Annotated in this window: 13 protein-coding genes and 1 tRNA gene; all 14 read right to left on the reverse strand. The window is 66.6% G+C overall.

What is annotated here, in order from left to right; translation table 11 throughout:
• Positions 1-25: 25 nt before the first annotated feature.
• On the reverse strand, positions 26-2,335 hold the full coding sequence (locus QZ772_RS00250) for an ATP-binding protein (protein WP_295521777.1): 2,310 nt from the start codon (positions 2,333-2,335) through the stop codon (positions 26-28).
• Positions 2,332-2,952, reverse strand: a complete 621-nt coding sequence (locus QZ772_RS00255; protein WP_295521780.1) for a DUF4390 domain-containing protein — start codon at positions 2,950-2,952, stop codon at positions 2,332-2,334. The genes QZ772_RS00250 and QZ772_RS00255 overlap by 4 nt, the downstream gene beginning before the upstream one ends.
• Positions 2,933-4,291: a 16S rRNA (cytosine(967)-C(5))-methyltransferase RsmB gene (gene rsmB, locus QZ772_RS00260; protein ID WP_295521783.1), complete on the reverse strand. Its 1,359-nt coding sequence runs from the start codon at positions 4,289-4,291 to the stop codon at positions 2,933-2,935. Before rsmB ends, QZ772_RS00255 begins: the two co-directional genes overlap by 20 nt.
• 95 nt (positions 4,292-4,386) lie before the next feature.
• The gene (locus tag QZ772_RS00265) at positions 4,387-4,941 is read right to left on the reverse strand and encodes a lema family protein (protein ID WP_295521786.1); all 555 of its coding nucleotides are present in this window, start codon (positions 4,939-4,941) and stop codon (positions 4,387-4,389) included.
• A gap of 141 nt (positions 4,942-5,082) precedes the next feature.
• Positions 5,083-9,318, reverse strand: coding sequence for a DNA-directed RNA polymerase subunit beta' (gene rpoC, locus QZ772_RS00270; protein ID WP_295521789.1), 4,236 nt, complete (start codon positions 9,316-9,318; stop codon positions 5,083-5,085).
• 19 nt (positions 9,319-9,337) lie between these two features.
• Positions 9,338-13,462: a DNA-directed RNA polymerase subunit beta gene (gene rpoB, locus QZ772_RS00275; protein WP_295521792.1), complete on the reverse strand. Its 4,125-nt coding sequence runs from the start codon at positions 13,460-13,462 to the stop codon at positions 9,338-9,340.
• Between the two features lie 252 nt (positions 13,463-13,714).
• On the reverse strand, positions 13,715-14,089 hold the full coding sequence (gene rplL / locus QZ772_RS00280) for a 50S ribosomal protein L7/L12 (RefSeq protein ID WP_017762045.1): 375 nt from the start codon (positions 14,087-14,089) through the stop codon (positions 13,715-13,717).
• A 47-nt stretch (positions 14,090-14,136) separates the two neighbouring features.
• Positions 14,137-14,664: a 50S ribosomal protein L10 gene (gene rplJ, locus QZ772_RS00285; RefSeq protein WP_295521794.1), complete on the reverse strand. Its 528-nt coding sequence runs from the start codon at positions 14,662-14,664 to the stop codon at positions 14,137-14,139.
• 257 nt (positions 14,665-14,921) lie between these two features.
• Positions 14,922-15,620 carry a 50S ribosomal protein L1 gene (rplA, locus tag QZ772_RS00290; protein WP_017762043.1) on the reverse strand — a complete coding sequence of 233 codons (699 nt, stop codon included), beginning with the start codon at positions 15,618-15,620 and terminating at the stop codon, positions 14,922-14,924.
• Position 15,621: 1 nt separating this feature from the next.
• The gene (gene rplK, locus QZ772_RS00295; RefSeq protein WP_017762042.1) at positions 15,622-16,053 is read right to left on the reverse strand and encodes a 50S ribosomal protein L11; all 432 of its coding nucleotides are present in this window, start codon (positions 16,051-16,053) and stop codon (positions 15,622-15,624) included.
• Between the two features lie 146 nt (positions 16,054-16,199).
• Positions 16,200-16,784: a transcription termination/antitermination protein NusG gene (gene nusG, locus QZ772_RS00300; RefSeq protein WP_295521797.1), complete on the reverse strand. Its 585-nt coding sequence runs from the start codon at positions 16,782-16,784 to the stop codon at positions 16,200-16,202.
• Entirely contained in the window at positions 16,784-17,167 is a 384-nt protein-coding gene (gene secE, locus QZ772_RS00305; RefSeq protein ID WP_295521800.1) for a preprotein translocase subunit SecE, read from the reverse strand. Before secE ends, nusG begins: the two co-directional genes overlap by 1 nt.
• Before the next feature lie 159 nt (positions 17,168-17,326).
• Positions 17,327-17,402 (reverse strand) — tRNA-Trp (locus QZ772_RS00310).
• Between the two features lie 59 nt (positions 17,403-17,461).
• Positions 17,462-17,634, reverse strand: a 173-nt coding sequence (locus QZ772_RS00315) for an elongation factor Tu (protein ID WP_234197590.1), incomplete at its 5' end; no start/stop codon positions are given.

Here is a 17,634-nt window from a genome sequence, read left to right on the forward strand (position 1 = left end):
TCTTGCTTGCTGCGGCCTGCGGCGCTCAGGCAGGCGACGAGGCCGCGGAGTGGGCCGTGTTGCCACCCGCGGGTGCGGCAGCAACGGTAAATGATAGCGACACTTGTGCACCGACCACTTCGCCATCGGCCATGCGATTGGACAGGTCGACGCGCGCACCATGCTCGTCGGCGATCTTCTTGACCACAGCAAGCCCCAGGCCGGTGCCTTTGCTCTTCGTGGTCACGTAGGGCTCGAAGGCGCGCTGGAGGATGTTCTCCGCAAAGCCATGGCCGCCATCCTGCACCACCAGGCGCACGCGCTGGCCCGAATCGGCGAGCCGCGTGCGGATGAGCACAGGCGACGCGCCGTGCGCAGCCTCGGTGGCATCCTGCGCGTTCTGCAGCAGGTTGTGGATCACCTGACGCAGTTGCTGCGCGTCGCCGCGGATGGGCGGGCAGCGGGGATCCAGCTCGGTCTGCACCGGCACGCCGGCATGCTCGGCGGCGTACAGGTTCAGCACGTCGGCAACCAGGGCGTTGAGCTCCAGGGGCTTGAGCTCGGCCGCAGGCAGGCGGGCGTAGTCGCGGAATTCGTTCACCAACCGCTTCATCGCATCCACCTGTTCGACGATGGTCCTCACGGACTTGTGCAGCACGGCCTCTTCGGTGGGCGCGACCTTGCCGGTGAGCTTGAGTTCGAGCCGTTCGGCCGACAGCTGGATGGGCGTGAGCGGGTTCTTGATCTCGTGCGCCAGTCGCCGCGCCACCTCGCCCCATGCCTGGCTGCGCTGCGCCGAGACGATCTCGGAGATGTCGTCGAACACCAGCAGGCGGGCTGCGCCCGGCAGCTGCGCGCCGCGGGCCACGATGTTGACGGCATTGCGCTGCACGCCCGTGCCCGCGGCATGCAGTTCGTAGGCATGCTGCCAGTGGTCCAGGCCATGCTGGCGTGCATCGGTCTCGAGTTCGTCGAACTGGCGCTGCACGGCCAGCCCGAACTCCGCCAGGCCCGGCACCTCCGCCAACGGCCGCCCCTCGTAGGCCGCCAGCGGCGCGCGCAGCACGCGGGTGGCACCGGGATTGGTCGACAGCACCGTGCCCGCCGCGTCCAGCACGATGACGCCCGAAGTGAGGTTGTCGAGGATGGTCTGCAGATTGGCGCGGGCCGCGTCGAGCTGCTTCATGCTCTGCTCGACCGCGGCGCGCGCCTCCGCCAGCTGCTGCGTCATCTCGGCGAAGGACCGCGTGAGGCCGCCGAGCTCGTCGCGCGCCCGCGAGACCTGGGTCGGCCGCAGGTCGCCGGCCGCCACCTGGCGCACGCCCTCGGCCAGCACCAGCAGCGGACGGGCGAGCTGGTTGCCGAAGAGCACCGCCAGCAACACGGCGCCGAAGACGGCGAGGAACAGGCACAGTGTGAGCGTGCCGATGTACATGCGGCGCAGGCCGTCCCGGGCCAGGGCGCGTTCCTGGTATTCGCGGTTGGCCTCCTGCACCGCCAGGGCATTGGCGACGATGGCCGGCGGCAGCGGCTGCACGATCTCCAGGAAGCGTGGCTCGTTCAGTTCGAAGCCGGGTCGTGGCACCAGCGCCATGGCCTTGACCACCGCCCTTGAAGAGGCGGTGGCAGGCGCTTCGGCCGTCTCGTCCAATCCCTCGATCCGGGCCGTCGCGCGGTCGGCGCGAACCTGGCGCAGTTGCTGCGGGCTCGGCCGCTCGGGACTGAGCTCGAAGCGCAGCGCGCCTGCACTGGCCACCAGTTGGCCGTTGGACGTCCACACCTGCACGGTGTTGGCCCCCAGCTGCTCGCGCAAGCGATCCAGCGCCACGGGCAGCGCCGTCTCGGGCGTGTTGGCCAACTGATTGCCGGCGGTGCGGGCCTTGGCCGCCAGGTCGTCGGACAGGGAGTCCAGCGTCGCACGGCCAAGGTTGAGGCCCGCATCGAGCGCGCCTTCGACCTTCACGTCGAACCAGCTTTCGATGGAGCGCGCGACGAACTGGTAGGACACCGCGTAGACAAGGATCCCGGGCACCACGCCTACCAGCGCGAAGATCGCCGCCAGCTTGATCAGCAACCGGCTGCCGAACTTGCCCTGCCGCAGCCGCCGCGTCAGGCGGAAGGCCACCCACACCAGCACCAGCATGAGCAGCGAGGCGACCACGACGTTGACGGCGAAGAGCCGGGCGTAGTTCTGCTCGTAGAGGTCGCGGTTGTTGGTCGACTGGGCCAACAGGAACATCAGCACCAGGCCGAGCGCCGTGATGGCCGCCGCGCCCACCCCGACCCCCCAGCGCCGCGCCCGAGAGCGCCGGCGGGGGGGGGCTGCGCCAAGCCCACCGGGCTGCGTCTGCGTCACCGCGCCGCCTCCAGCGGCAGCCGGGTGCTGCGCTCCACCGACACGTTCCACTCGGACTGGCCCACCAACCCGATCTGGAACGGCCGGGGCAACTGCGAGGTGTCGAGCCGGAAGCGGAACACCACCGGGTGCGATCCGCCTTCGGCGATGTCGCCCACATCGGCCAGGCGCAGGCGGCCGATCCGACGAACGGCATCCAGGGCCTCGTCCAGCGTGTCGAAATGCTGCCCCAGCGTGACGCTGGAGGCCAGCGGCGTGATCGGCGTGGGTGACACATTGAGGCGCCAGCGGCGCATCAGCGGCTGGTACGCGAGCCGCATGTAGCGGGCGGCCTGGCCGATACGCTGATCGGTCCAGTACCAGCGTTCGCGGAAGAGCTCGGCCTCGGCCACGAAATGCAGGGCGATGCCCTTGTCCAGCACGTCGGACACGGCCGCCGGCAGCTCGAAGCGCACGGCGGCGCTCAGATAGATGCCATCGTCCGTGGCTTCAAGGCGCAGCTGGGTGAGCTCGGCACGCGTCTGTTGGGCAAGGGCTGGCAGGGCGGCCAGCAGGCCCGCGCCCAGCGCGCCCGCCAGGAGCCGCCGCCGTGCCAGCTCAGGGAGCGTGCTTTTCAAGCAGCGCGTAGAAGAATCCGTCGTGCTCACCCAACGCATTGTCCGGGAGGCCGCGGGGGCCAGCACCACCTTGGGGCAGCAAATGGCCGGGCGATGGCAGCAGGCGCGCGTTGGTGTTGTGCGCAAGAAACGCGTCGATCTGGCGGGAGCCCTCCTCCCGGAACACCGAACAGGTGCAGTAAAGCAGCCGCCCGCCGACGCGGACCAGCGGCCACAGCGCCGCCAGCAACATCGCCTGCTGCACCGCGAGCTGCTCCACATCGCTCTCGCGACGCAGCCAGCGCACATCGGGATGGCGGCGCACGATGCCCGAGGCCGTGCAGGGCGCATCGAGCAGGATGCCGTCGTAGGGCTGGCCGTCCCACCAGCTTTCGGGACGGGCGGCATCGGCCACCCGGATTTCGGCCTGCAGCCCCAGGCGCGCGAGGTTCTCGCCGATCCGCTTGGCGCGCTGGGCATCGATTTCCAGTGCGGTCACCTGCACCGGTGCAGCGGCGTCCCGTTCGAGCAGGTGGGCGGTCTTGCCCCCGGGCGCGGCGCAGGCGTCCAGCAGGCGCAGGGCGGCGCCCGCGGGCTTGAGACCTTCGAGCAGCAGCGGTGCCGCGAGCTGGGCCGCCGCATCCTGGACCGAGAACTCACCGGCCTCGAAGCCGGGCAGCTGCTGGACGGGACGCGCTTCACGCAGTTCCAGGCCCTGCTCGGCCACCTTGCGGGCCGGCAGCTGCATCGCCGCCAGCGCCGGCAGATAGCGGGCGACCGACGTCTTTCGTGCATTGATGCGCAGAGTCAGTGGCGCCGGGCCGTTGTCGGCCGTCAACACGCGCTGCCAGGCCTGGGGGTGGTCGCGTCGCAGGCGCTCGATCCACCACCGGGGATGGTTCCACTGGGCCACCGGTTCGCGCTCGGTGGCGGCCACCAGTTCGTCGCGCTCGCGCAGGAAGCGGCGCAGGCAGGCATTGATGAAGCTGGCCTGCGCGCGGGTGTGGGGCTGGCGCTTGGCCGCTTCGACGGTCTGATCGACCAGCGTGAAGGGCTCGTAAGGCGCGCGCTCGGGGTCCCATGCCAGTGCCAGCGCCGTGCACAGCAGGGCGTCCGCGGCCGGCGGCGGGGTGCGCTTGGCCAGGTGGCGCCGAAGTGCCTCGCCGCGGCCCAGCCAGCGCATGGTCTGGAAGGCGATCGCCTGCACGCCCGGGCGAAGGGCAGGCTCGACCTCGTCAAGCGCGGCGGTGCCGGACGCGCCGCCACGGACGGCCGCGAGCACGCCCGCCACCAGTTGCAGCTGGCGCCAGAGCGGGGGCCCGAGGGGGGCGGAAGGGGAAAAGGAATCTCCGACGGACATCGGTGTGGGACAGGAAGACGGCGATGGTAATGGGTGCCCGCGCGCCGCCCTCGCCGCGCGCCGGCAGGAAGGTTGCCGCCACGGGCGGCCGGCACTCAAGCCAGGGGTGCTGCCACCTTGAAGCGGGCCAGCCAGGCCACCAGGATGGCCGGAAACTGGCGAACTGCCGCGTTGTACTGAGCCACCGCGGCATTGAACTGGGCCTGCGCCACTTCGACATGGGTCGGCGGCAACGGCCACGCCGTGCCGGCAAGCAAATCGTCGGCCAGCAGGGTGGGCAGGACCTGGCCCGCGGCCTGTGCATGCTGGTGCCAGGCTGCCGCCCAGGCCCGCACAGCGGTCGCCAACGCAGCCATGGTGGGCGCATGCAGCGGCCTGAGCCGGGCGGCGCCCAGCGAAGTCGCCAGCTGTCCGCACGCACCCCGCAGCGTGGCGTCCAGGCCCCGCTGGGCTTCGTCGGCAGCAATCGGCGCCTGGGCGAGGAGTGACTGCACATGCTGCACCTGAGCCATCAGCGCGGCATCGAGCTGCGCATAGGCCTGCACCGCCGCGCCCCGCAGGCGCACGAGGCGATTGTGGGCGCCGACGTACCAGAACACGCCGATGGCGATCACGCCCCAGCTGGTCAGCGAACTGGCCCAGCCGTTCATGGCGAGGCCTCTCCAGGCGATGAATGAAGAAACGCCCTCGCGCCGATGAGGGCGGGAGGGCGTCGGGACGCGATCATGGAAGCGATGCGGTCGTCTTTGGGCAGGAAGCGCGTGGCCCCACGGGGCCATGCGCGTCACGGCTTACTCGCCAGCCGGGGCTTCGCCCGCGTCGACCGTGGCGTCGGCCGATTCGTCCGAGGTGGAGGCGGCCAGTTCGGCGGCTTCCGCATCGGCGATGGCGCGGCGCTCGGCCTCGTCCATGGCTTCCTTGGCCTTGCGGGCCTGGTGGTACGCCAGGCCGGTACCCGCGGGAATCAGGCGGCCGACGATGACGTTTTCCTTCAGGCCGCGCAGCTCGTCGCGCTTGCCCATGATGGCCGCTTCGGTCAGCACGCGCGTCGTTTCCTGGAAGGAGGCCGCGGAGATGAACGAGTCGGTGGACAGCGATGCCTTGGTGATGCCCAGCAGCAGGTTGCTGTAGGTCGCCGGGATCTTGTCCTCGCGCTGCAGACGCTCGTTGGTGTTGAGGATCTCCGAACGCTCGACCTGCTCGCCCTGGATGTAGCCCGACTCGCCCGGGTTCTCGACCACGACGCGGCGCAGCATCTGGCGAACGATCACCTCGATGTGCTTGTCGTTGATCTTCACACCCTGCAGTCTGTACACGTCCTGGACTTCGTCCACGATGTAGCGGGCCAGCTCTTCGGAACCCAGCAGGCGCAGGATGTCCTGCGGATCGGCCGGGCCATCGACCACGACTTCGCCCTTGTTCACCACCTGGCCTTCGTGCACCAGGATGTTCTTCTCCTTGGGCACGAGTTCTTCCCAGACCTTGCCTTCGGGGTCGGTGATCTGCAGGCGGATCTTGCCCTTGGTCTCCTTGCCGAAGGAAATGGTGCCGGTCATCTCGGCCAGCAGGCCCTTGTCCTTGGGCGAGCGGGCTTCGAAGAGCTCGGCCACGCGGGGCAGACCGCCCGTGATGTCACGGGTCTTCTGGCCTTCGACCGGGATGCGGGCCAGCACTTCGCCGGGACCCACGTCCTGGCCGTCGCGCACCTGGATCAGCGCGCCCACCTGGAAGCCGATGGCCACCGAGTGGTCGGTGCCCGGGATCTTGACTTCCTGGCCCTGCGCGTCGAGCAGCTTGACCAGCGGACGCACCACCTTGGCGGCGCCGCGGCGCTTCGGATCGATCACCACCAGCGTGGACAGGCCGGTCACTTCGTCGACCTGCTTGGCCACGGTGACGCCCTCTTCCACGTTCTCGAACTTCGTCTGGCCGGCGAATTCCGTGATGATGGGTCGGGTCAGCGGGTCCCAGTTGGCCAGGATCGTGCCAGCCTTGATCTGCTGGTCGGCCTTGACGGTCAGCGTCGCACCGTACGGCACCTTGTGGCGCTCGCGCTCGCGGCCGTGCTCGTCCTGGATGATGATCTCGCCCGAACGGGCAATCACCACCAGCTCACCCTTGGAGTTGGTCACGTAGCGCATCGTGGCGTTGAAGCCGATGATGCCGTTGGACTTGGCTTCCACGCTCGAGGCGATGGCGGCGCGCGAAGCGGCACCGCCGATGTGGAAGGTCCGCATCGTCAGCTGCGTGCCGGGCTCGCCGATCGACTGGGCGGCGATCACGCCGACCGCTTCGCCGATGTTCACCAGGCCGCCGCGGCCGAGGTCGCGGCCATAGCACTTGGCGCACAGGCCGTAGCGGGTGGCGCAGGTCAGCGCGGTGCGCACCTTCACCTCGTCCACGCCGGCGGCTTCGAGGATCTCGATGGCGTCTTCGTCCAGCATCTCGCCGGCCTTGACCAGCACGCTGCGGTTTTCCGGGTGCAGCACGTCGTCCGCGGCCGTGCGGCCGAGGATTCGGTCGCGCAGCGACTCGATCACCTCGCCGCCCTCGACGATGGCGCGCATCGCGGTGCCGTCGCTGGTGCCGCAATCCGGATCGGTCACGACCAGATCCTGCGTCACGTCCACCAGACGGCGGGTCAGGTAACCCGAGTTCGCCGTCTTCAGGGCCGTGTCGGCCAGACCCTTACGGGCACCGTGCGTGGAGATGAAGTACTCCAGCACGTTCAGGCCTTCGCGGAAGTTGGCCGTGATGGGCGTCTCGATGATCGAGCCGTCCGGCTTGGCCATCAGGCCCCGCATGCCGGCCACCTGGCGGATCTGGGCGGCGGAACCCCGCGCGCCCGAATCGGCCATCATGTAGATGGAGTTGAAGGACTCCTGGTCCACTTCCTTGCCGTGGCGGTCGGTGACCTTCTGCTTGGACAGCTGGGCCATCATCACCTTGGAGACGGCGTCACCCGCGCGGCCCCAGATGTCCACCACCTTGTTGTAGCGCTCGCCGGCCGTGACCAGACCCGAGACGTACTGCTGCTCGATCTCCTTCACCTCGCGCGAGGCGTCGTCGATGATCTTTTCCTTCTCCGGCGGCACCAGCATGTCGTCGATGGCGATCGAGATGCCGGCCTTGGTCGCGAGGCGGAAGCCGTTCTGCAGCAGCTTATCGGCGAAGACCACCGTCTCCTTCAGGCCGCAGCGGCGGAAGGAGGCGTTGATCAGCTTGGAGATCTCCTTCTTCTTCAGCGCCTTGTTGATGTTGCTGAAGGGCAGGCCCTTGGGCAGGATCTCCGACAGCAGCGCGCGGCCGACGGTCGTGTCCACCAGGGAGGTCGAGGGCTCGAACTCGCCGGTGTCCTTGTTCTTGTTCCACTCGGTGATGCGCACCGCCACCTTGGCGGTGAGCTCGACCTGGCCGGCGTCGAGTGCGCGCTGAACTTCACCGATGTCGGAGAAGATCAGGCCCTCGCCCTTGCCGTTGATGCGGTCGCGGGTCGTGTAGTACAGACCCAGCACCACGTCCTGCGACGGCACGATCGACGGCTCGCCCGAGGCCGGAAACAGCACGTTGTTGGAGGCCAGCATCAGCGTGCGGGCTTCCACCTGCGCCTCGACCGACAGCGGCACGTGGACGGCCATCTGGTCGCCGTCGAAGTCGGCGTTGAAGGCGGCGCAGACCAGCGGGTGCAGCTGGATGGCCTTGCCTTCGATCAGGATCGGCTCGAAGGCCTGGATGCCCAGGCGGTGCAGCGTGGGGGCGCGGTTCAGCAGGACGGGGTGCTCCTTGATCACCTCTTCCAGGATGTCCCACACCACCGGCGTGCCGGCTTCCACTTCCTTCTTGGCCGCCTTGATCGTCGTCGCGATGCCCATGGCTTCGAGGCGCGAGAAGATGAAGGGCTTGAAGAGTTCGAGCGCCATCAGCTTGGGCAGGCCGCACTGGTGCAGCTTGAGCGTCGGGCCCACCACGATGACCGAACGGCCCGAGTAGTCGACGCGCTTGCCCAGCAGGTTCTGGCGGAAGCGGCCGCTCTTGCCCTTGATCATGTCGGCCAGCGACTTCAGGGCGCGCTTGTTGGCGCCCGTCATGGCCTTGCCGCGGCGGCCGTTGTCCAGCAGGCTGTCCACGGCCTCCTGCAGCATCCGCTTCTCGTTGCGCGCGATGATTTCCGGGGCCTTCAGCTCCAGCAGGCGGCGCAGACGCGAATTGCGGTTGATGACGCGGCGGTACAGGTCGTTCAGGTCCGAGGTGGCGAAGCGGCCGCCGTCCAGCGGCACCAGCGGACGCAGGTCCGGCGGCAGCACGGGCAGCACGTCCAGCACCATCCACTCGGGCTTGATGCCCGACTTGCGGAAGGCTTCCAGCACCTTCAGGCGCTTGGAGTTCTTCTTGACCTTGACTTCGGAGCCGGTCAGGTCGCCGCGCAGGCGCTCGATCTCGGTGTCGAGCTCGATGGACTGCAGCAGGTCCTTGATGCCTTCGGCGCCCATCTTGGCGATGAACTCGTCACCGTATTCGGTGCGCTTCGCCTCGTAGTCGTCCTCGGTCATGATGCCGAACTTCTTCAGCGGGGTCATGCCGGGGTCGACGATCACATAGGCTTCGAAGTACAGCACGCGCTCGATGTCGCGCAGCGTCATGTCCAGCACCAGGCCCAGACGCGACGGCAGCGACTTCAGGAACCAGATGTGCGCGCAGGGCGCTGCCAGGTCAATGTGGCCCATGCGCTCGCGGCGCACCTTGGTCTGCGTGACTTCGACGCCGCACTTCTCGCAGATGACGCCGCGGTGCTTCAGGCGCTTGTACTTGCCGCACAGGCACTCGTAGTCCTTGATGGGCCCGAAGATCTTGGCGCAGAACAGGCCGTCGCGCTCGGGCTTGAAGGTGCGGTAGTTGATGGTCTCGGGCTTCTTCACCTCGCCGAAAGACCACGAACGGATCTTCTCGGGCGAAGCCATGCCGATCTTGATGGCATCGAAATGCTCATCCGGCGTGAACTGCTTGAACAGGTCGAGTAGCGATTTCATGTGACTCTTTCCCTTTCAATTACGAGCGCTCGAGCTCGATGTCGAGACCCAGCGAGCGGATTTCCTTGACCAGCACGTTGAACGATTCCGGCATGCCGGCCTCGATGGCGTGCTCGCCCTTGACGATGTTCTCGTAGACCTTGGTACGGCCCTGGACGTCGTCGGACTTGACGGTGAGCATTTCCTGCAGCACGTAGGAGGCGCCGTAGGCTTCCAGCGCCCACACTTCCATCTCACCGAAGCGCTGGCCACCGAACTGGGCCTTGCCGCCCAGCGGCTGCTGCGTGACGAGCGAGTACGGACCGGTGGAGCGGGCGTGCATCTTGTCGTCCACCAAGTGGTGCAGCTTCAGGAAGTGCATGTAGCCGACGGTCACGGGGCGCTCGAAGCGATCGCCGGTGCGGCCGTCGTAGAGGTAGGCCTGCGTGCGGCTGTCGGTCAGGCCCTTGAGCTTGGCGATGTCGTCCGGGAAGGCCAGCTTCAGCATCGCGCGGATGTCCTCTTCGGCCGCGCCGTCGAACACCGGGGTGGCGAAGGACACACCGTTTTGCAGGTTGTGCGCCATCTCCACGATCTCGGTGTCGTTCAGGGCGTCCAGGTTCTCCTTGCGGCCGGTGCTGTTGTAGAACTGCTCCAGGAACTGGCGCAGCTCGGCCACCTTGGCCTGCGTCTGCAGCAGGTCGCCGATGCGCTGGCCGATGCCCTTGCCGGCCCAGCCCAGGTGCACTTCCAGCACCTGGCCGACGTTCATCCGCGAGGGCACGCCCAGCGGGTTCAGGCAGATGTCGCACGGCGTGCCGTCGGCCATGTGGGGCATGTCCTCGACCGGGACGATCTTGGACACCACGCCCTTGTTGCCGTGGCGGCCCGCCATCTTGTCGCCGGGCTGCAGGCGGCGCTTGACGGCCAGGTACACCTTGACCATCTTGAGCACGCCCGCGGGCAGCTCGTCGCCTTGCGTGAGCTTCTTGCGCTTCTCTTCGAAGGCCAGGTCGAAGCTGTGGCGGGTCTGCTCCAGCGAGTTCTTGATCGACTCCAGCTGCATGGCGACCTCGTCCTCGGCGGGACGGATGTCGAACCAGTGGAACTTCTCGACCGACGACAGATAGGCCTTGTCCAGCTTGCTGCCCTTGGCCAGCTTGTTCGGGCCGCCATTGGCCGTGCGGCCGGTCAGCAGCTTCTCGATACGGTCGAAGGCGTCGGCCTCGACGATGCGCAGCTGGTCGTTCAGGTCCAGGCGGAAGCGCTTGAGCTCGTCGTCGATGATCTGCTGGGCGCGCTTGTCGCGCTGAATGCCTTCACGGGTGAAGACCTGCACGTCGATGACAGTGCCCGAGGAGCCCTGGTCCACGCGCAGCGAGGTGTCCTTCACGTCGGAGGCCTTCTCGCCGAAGATGGCACGCAGGAGCTTCTCTTCCGGCGTCAGCGTGGTCTCGCCCTTGGGCGTGACCTTGCCCACCAGCACGTCGCCGGGGGTGACTTCGGCACCCACGTAGATGATGCCGGACTCGTCCAGGCGGTTGAGCTGCTGCTCGGCCAGGTTCGGGATGTCGCGGGTGATTTCCTCGGCGCCCAGCTTGGTGTCGCGGGCCATGACCACCAGTTCCTCGATGTGGATCGAGGTGTAGCGGTCGTCGGCCACCACGCGTTCGGAGATCAGGATCGAATCTTCGAAGTTGTAGCCGTTCCACGGCATGAAGCCGATCAGCATGTTCTGGCCCAGGGCCAGCTCACCCAGGTCGGTGGAGGCACCGTCGGCCACCACGTCGCCCTTGGCCAGCTTGTCGCCGCGCTTGACGATCGGACGCTGGTGGATGTTGGTGTTCTGGTTGGAACGCTGGTACTTGATGAGGTTGTAGATGTCCACACCCACCTCGCCGGCCTGCGCTTCGTCGTCGTTCACGCGCACCACGATGCGGGTGGCGTCCACGTAGTCGACGATGCCGCCGCGCGTGGCCGTGACCACGGTGCCCGAGTCCACGGCCGAGACGCGCTCGATGCCGGTGCCCACGAAGGGCTTCTCGGGACGCAGCACGGGCACGGCCTGACGCTGCATGTTGGCGCCCATCAGTGCGCGGTTCGCGTCATCGTGCTCCAGGAAGGGCACGAGCGATGCAGCCACCGACACGATCTGCGCGGGCGACACGTCCATGTATTGGATGCGGTCGGCACCGACCAGGATCGATTCGCCCTTCTCGCGGGCCGACACCAGGTCGCCGGTCAGGCGGCCTTCGTCGTCCAGCGCGGCGTTGGCCTGGGCGATGACGTACTTGCCCTCTTCGATGGCCGACAGGTAGTCGATGTCCATCGTGACCTTGCCGTCCACCACGCGGCGGTACGGCGTCTCGATGAAGCCGTACTCGTTCAGGCGGGCATACAGGGCCAGCGAGTTGATCAGACCGATGTTCGGGCCTTCCGGCGTCTCGATCGGGCACACGCGGCCGTAGTGCGTGACGTGCACGTCGCGCACTTCGAAGCCGGCGCGTTCGCGCGTCAGGCCGCCTGGGCCCAGGGCCGAGACGCGACGCTTGTGCGTGATCTCGGACAGCGGGTTGGTCTGGTCCATGAACTGCGACAGCTGCGAGGCGCCGAAGAATTCCTTCAGGGCGGCCGAGATCGGCTTGCTGTTGATCAGGTCATGCGGCATGAGCGGCTCTTGCTCGGCCTGGCCCAGACGCTCCTTGACGGCCTTCTCGATGCGCGCGAGGCCGGTGCGGTACTGGTTCTCGGCCAGTTCGCCGACGCAACGCACGCGACGGTTGCCCAGGTGGTCGATGTCGTCGACTTCGCCGCGGCCGTTGCGCAGGTCGACCAGGATCTTGACCACGGCGAGGATGTCCTCGTTGGTCAGGACCATCGGGCCCGTGGACTCTTCGCGGCCGATCTTGGCGTTGAACTTCATCCGGCCCACGCGCGACAGGTCGTAGGTGTCCGGGTTGTAGAACAGGCGCTGGAACAGGGCCTGCACGGCGTCCTCGGTCGGCGGCTCGCCGGGGCGCATCATGCGGTAGATCGCGACGCGGGCGGCGAACTCGTCGGCCGTCTCGTCGATGCGCAGGGTCTGGCTGATGTAGGCGCCCTGGTCCAGCTCATTCGTGTAGATGCACTGGATCTCCTGCACACCGGCGGTGCGCAGCTTCTTGAGCACGGTCTCGGTCAGCTCGTCGTTGGCCTTGGCCAGCACCTCGCCCGTGTCGGGGTCGATGATGTTGCGGGCCAGCACGCGGCCGACCAGGAAGTCTTCCGGCACGCTGATGTGCGTGGTGCCCGACTGCTCCAGCTCGCGGGTGTGGCGGGCCGTGACGCGCTTGTCCTTGGCCACGATCACCTTGCCGGCCTTGTCGGTGATGTCGAAGCGGGCGACTTCGCCGCGCAGCCGCTCGGAGACGAACTCCATCTGGCCGCCGCTGTCCATCAGGCGGAAGTTGTCGTTGACGAAGAAGTTCGCCAGGATCGATTCCGGGTTCAGGCCGATGGCCTTCAGCAGGATCGTGACCGGCATCTTGCGGCGGCGGTCGACGCGGAAGTACAGGATGTCCTTCGGGTCGAACTCGAAGTCCAGCCAGGAGCCGCGGTAGGGGATCACGCGGGCCGAGAACAGCAGCTTGCCCGAGCTGTGCGTCTTGCCCTTGTCATGCTCGAAGAACACACCGGGGGAGCGGTGCAGCTGCGACACGATCACCCGCTCCGTGCCGTTGATGATGAACGAACCCTTGTCGGTCATCAGGGGCACTTCGCCCATGTAGACCTCTTGCTCCTTCACTTCCTTGACCACCTTGGACTGCGAGGTCGAGGACTCGCGGTCGTAGATGATCAGCTGCACCTTGGCGCGAACGGCCGAGGCGAAGGTCAGCCCGCGGGTCTGGCACTCGCGCACGTCGAAGGCGGGCTTGGCCAGGTTGTACTCCAGGAACTTCATCTCCACGAAGCCGTTGTGGGAGACGATCGGGAAGGCGGCGTTGAACGCGGCTTGCAGGCCTTCGTCGCTGCGTTTCTGGGGAGCCGTCTGGGCTTGCAGGAAAGCGGTGTACGCGTCCTTCTGCATCTGCAGAAGGTAGGGAATCTGGACGACGCTGTCGCGGTTGCCGAAGCTTTTGCGGATTCGCTTGCGTTCGGTATAACTGTAGGTCGATGCTTGGGCCATGAGAGCTCCGGGGCTTGAGATCATCAGCGACTAGGGTCAGTAACGCGTGCGCGTTCCTGCTTGGCGGCTGGCCACTACCAGCCGATGGCGGACGGCGATGCATTGCACATCGCCCGAACCAAGAGTCCTTCTGCAGTCGGGATCAGAAGGCACTCGAAAACCGTCGCATGGTGGGGGCTTTCGGGTGCGCTCTGAAAGCGGCAAAGGCTGGAAGGCCCGCGAGGGCACTTCCAGCCTCCAGAGGAAACCGAATTACTTCAGTTCCACCTTGGCGCCAGCTTCTTCCAGCTTCTTCTTGGCGGCTTCGGCGTCGGCCTTGGCCAGGCCTTCCTTCACGGCCTTGGGAGCGGCTTCCACCAGGTCCTTGGCTTCCTTCAGGCCCAGGCCGGTGATTTCGCGCACCGCCTTGATGACCGACACCTTGTTCGCGCCGGCTTCGGTCAGCACGACGTTGAACTCGGTCTTCTCTTCGGCGGCCGGAGCGGCAGCGGCACCGCCGGCGGCGGGAGCGGCCATTGCAGCGGCGCTCACGCCGAACTTCTCTTCGATGGCCTTGACCAGGTCGTTGAGTTCGAGGACCGTCATGCTGTCCAGAGCGGTCAGGAATGCGTCTTTATCGAATGCCATGTTGATTTCCTAAAACAGATTGGGTTGATTGCCGCGCGATCAATGGATCAGGCCGCGGCGGCCTCGGCTGCAGGTTCTTCTGCAGCGCCTTCGCCACGCTTGGCCGCCAGGGCACCCAGCACCACGGCGGTGCGGGAGATCGGCGACATCAGCAAGCCACACAGCTGGGCCAGCAGCACTTCCTTGGTAGGAATGTTGGCCAGTTGCTTCACGCCTTCCACGTCCAGGGCCTTGCCTGCGAAAGCGCCACCGCGAATCACCAACTTGTCGTTGGTCTTCGCGAAGTCGGCCACCACCTTGGCGGCAGCGACGGCGTCTTCGGAGAAGCCATAGATCAGCGGACCGGTCATCTGGTCGCCGACGACCTCGAATGCGCTGCCAGCCACGGCACGGCGGGCCAGGGTGTTCTTCAGAACACTCAGGCTCACACCCTTTTCGCGGGCTGCGTTGCGCAGACGGGTCATGTCGGCCACCGTGATGCCACGGTATTCCGCCAGGACGAGCGTTTGAGCTTTAGCGGCGAGGCCGGTCACTTCAGCAATGACCGCTTCTTTCTCACTGCGATTCAGACTCAAGGTCTACTCCTTTTCAATGTCGCCCGGTTGCCCGGGCGACGCCTTCATGCAGCGACCAACTGTTTCGGAACCGGAATTCCTTGCAGTGGGATCGCCATCTGCGCTGGCCGACCCGGGGTCGATTAAGGCGGCGAGGTTCGCACCCCGACGCCGCCAGCGGTCTTGGATGGCCCGGAGCCCCTTCCCTGAGGAAGAAGGCCCCGGCCCACCACATCCGCCGTGCCGTCCGAGGACAGCACGGCAAATCACGTTCAGGCTCAGGCCTGGGCGATGGACTGCGTGTCCACGCGCACGCCCACACCCATGGTGGACGACACGGCGACCTTGCGCAGGTACACGCCCTTGCTGGTGGCCGGCTTGGCCTTGTTCAGCGCATCGATCAGCGCCACCAGGTTGCCCTGGAGCTTGTCGCTGTCGAAGGAGCGGCGACCGATGGTGCCGTGGATGATGCCGGCCTTGTCGACACGGAACTGCACCTGGCCGGCCTTGGCGTTCTTCACGGCCGTGGCGACGTCCGGCGTCACGGTGCCGACCTTGGGGTTCGGCATCAGGCCGCGCGGGCCCAGGATCTGACCCAGGGTACCGACGACGCGCATCGCATCGGGAGCGGCGATCACCACGTCGAAGGGCATGTCGCCCGCCTTGACCTGCGCAGCCAGGTCGTCCATGCCGACGATGTCGGCGCCGGCAGCCTTGGCTTCCTCGGCCTTGGCGCCCTGGGCGAACACGGCCACGCGCTTGGTCTTGCCGGTGCCGTTGGGCATCACGACGGCGCCGCGCACCACCTGGTCCGACTTCTTGGCATCGATGCCGAGCTGCACGGCCACGTCGATGGACTCATCGAACTTGGCAGTGGCATGTTCCTTCACCAGCGCCAGCGCGTCGGCCAGCGGGTACAGCTTGGTGGTCTCGACCTTGCCCTGCAGGGCCTTGGCTTTCTTGGTCAGCTTGGCCATCTCACACGCCCTCCACGTTGACGCCCATCGAGCGGGCCGAGCCGGCGATGGTGCGCACGGCGGCGTCCAGGTCGGCGGCAGTCAGATCCTTCATCTTGGCCTTGGCGATCTCCTCGAGCTGAGCGCGGGTGATCTTGCCGACCTTGTCGGTGTGCGGCTTGGCCGAGCCCTTGTCGAGCTTGATCGCCTTCTTGATCAGCGTGGTCGCCGGGGGCGTCTTGATGATGAAGGTGAAGCTCTTGTCCGCGAAAGCGGTGATCACCACCGGCAGCGGCAGACCGGGCTCGACGCCCTGGGTCTGGGCGTTGAACGCCTTGCAGAACTCCATGATGTTCAGGCCACGCTGACCCAGCGCGGGACCGATCGGCGGCGAGGGGTTTGCCTTGCCTGCCGGCACTTGCAGCTTGATGAAGCCGACGATTTTCTTCGCCATGCTTGACTCCTTGCGGGTGATGACGCCGCGGATATGTCCGCAGCTCCCCGGGGTTGCGACTCAGGAAAAAAGCGGTCCGCCGAGTCGAAAGGCGCGGACCACCCGAAGCCGCGACCGGCGCCGCCAGTCGCGTTCTTGTCTCTGTCTCAGGTCTTCTCGACCTCGGCGAAGCCCAGCTCCACCGGCGTTGCGCGGCCGAAGATCATCACGGACACGCGCAGCTTGTTCTTCTCGTAGTTCACTTCTTCGACGGTGCCGTTGAAGTCGGTGAACGGGCCTTCCTTGACGCGCACCAGCTCGCCCACGATGAACTCCACCTTGTGGCGGGGCTTCTCGGTGCCTTGCTGCATCTGGTTGACGATCTCGTCCACCTCGCGCTGCGAGATCGGCGCAGGCCGGTTCTTGGCGCCGCCCACGAAACCCGTCACCTTGCTGGTGTGCTTCACCAAGTGCCAGGTGTCGTCGTCCATCACCATCTCGACCAGCACATAGCCCGGGAAGAGGCGGCGCTCCATGGTGCGCTTCTGGCCGTTCTTGACGTCCACCACTTCCTCGCTGGGCACCAGGATGCGGCCGAACTTGCCTTGCATGCCTGCGCGGTTGATGCGCTCGGTGATGTTGCGCTCGACGGCCTTCTCCATGCCGGAGTAGGCATGGACCACGTACCAACGCAGGTCCGGATTGGCCGGCTGTGCCGGGGCAGCGGTGTCGTTGTCGACGGTGTCGTTCATTACTTTTTCCAGCCCAGCAGCAGGTCGTAGAAGACCCACTCCAGGGTCTTGTCGGTCACCCAGAGGAACAGCGCCATGATCACCGCGAAGGCGAACACGTAGGCCGTCATCTGGATGGCCTCCTTGCGCGTCGGCCAAACGACCTTGCGCACTTCGCGCCAAGCGTCGCGGCCGAAGCCGTAGAGACGTTTTCCGCTCTCGGACACCGCAAAGACAGCCACGGCCGCAGCCATGCCCACCAGCAGCACGCCCCATTGAACCCATGCCCCCTGCCGGGCCAGCATGTAGAACGCCACAAGCGAGCCCAGCAGCAGCAGCACGGCTGCAGCCAGCTTCGCCTTGTCAGCGCCCGTCTGGACCGTTTCGATTTGAGTTGTGGCCATCTCGGCAAATTCCTGGCCTTGCGGCCTGTGTATACGCCTGTTCGCAAGACGCCGAAGCCCGCCGGAGCGCGGCGGGCTTGAAGCTGTTCGTTTTCGCCGAATCGGAGTCGGCTGGATCCGTGCTGTGAACTTCCGGACCCGTCGCCACCCGCTAGGAGGTGGCAGGGGCAGTAGGAATCGAACCTACAACCTTCGGTTTTGGAGACCGACGCTCTGCCAATTGAGCTATACCCCTAAGACCTGATCAACAGGCTTCGAGACGCCACCAAGACAGTGAGCGTCTCGGAACATCAATTACTCGATGATCTTGGCCACGACGCCGGCGCCGACGGTACGACCACCTTCACGGATGGCGAAGCGCAGACCTTCTTCCATGGCGATCGGGGCGATCAGCTTCACGGTGATCGACACGTTGTCGCCAGGCATCACCATTTCCTTGTCCTTCGGCAGCTCGATCGCGCCGGTCA

This window comes from uncultured Pseudacidovorax sp. (assembly GCF_913773995.1).
Taxonomy (GTDB): Bacteria; Pseudomonadota; Gammaproteobacteria; order Burkholderiales; family Burkholderiaceae_C; genus Xenophilus.

Coding starts and splice junctions, on each gene's coding strand:
- rplA (WP_017762043.1), bottom strand. CDS start 15,620: ATGGCCAAGCTGACCAAGAAAGCCAAGGCCCTGCAGGGCAAGGTCGAG.
- rsmB (WP_295521783.1), bottom strand. CDS start 4,291: ATGTCCGTCGGAGATTCCTTTTCCCCTTCCGCCCCCCTCGGGCCCCCG.
- secE (WP_295521800.1), bottom strand. CDS start 17,167: ATGGCCACAACTCAAATCGAAACGGTCCAGACGGGCGCTGACAAGGCG.
- rplL (WP_017762045.1), bottom strand. CDS start 14,089: ATGGCATTCGATAAAGACGCATTCCTGACCGCTCTGGACAGCATGACG.
- rpoB (WP_295521792.1), bottom strand. CDS start 13,462: ATGGCCCAAGCATCGACCTACAGTTATACCGAACGCAAGCGAATCCGC.
- QZ772_RS00265 (WP_295521786.1), bottom strand. CDS start 4,941: ATGAACGGCTGGGCCAGTTCGCTGACCAGCTGGGGCGTGATCGCCATC.
- nusG (WP_295521797.1), bottom strand. CDS start 16,784: ATGAACGACACCGTCGACAACGACACCGCTGCCCCGGCACAGCCGGCC.
- rpoC (WP_295521789.1), bottom strand. CDS start 9,318: ATGAAATCGCTACTCGACCTGTTCAAGCAGTTCACGCCGGATGAGCAT.
- rplK (WP_017762042.1), bottom strand. CDS start 16,053: ATGGCGAAGAAAATCGTCGGCTTCATCAAGCTGCAAGTGCCGGCAGGC.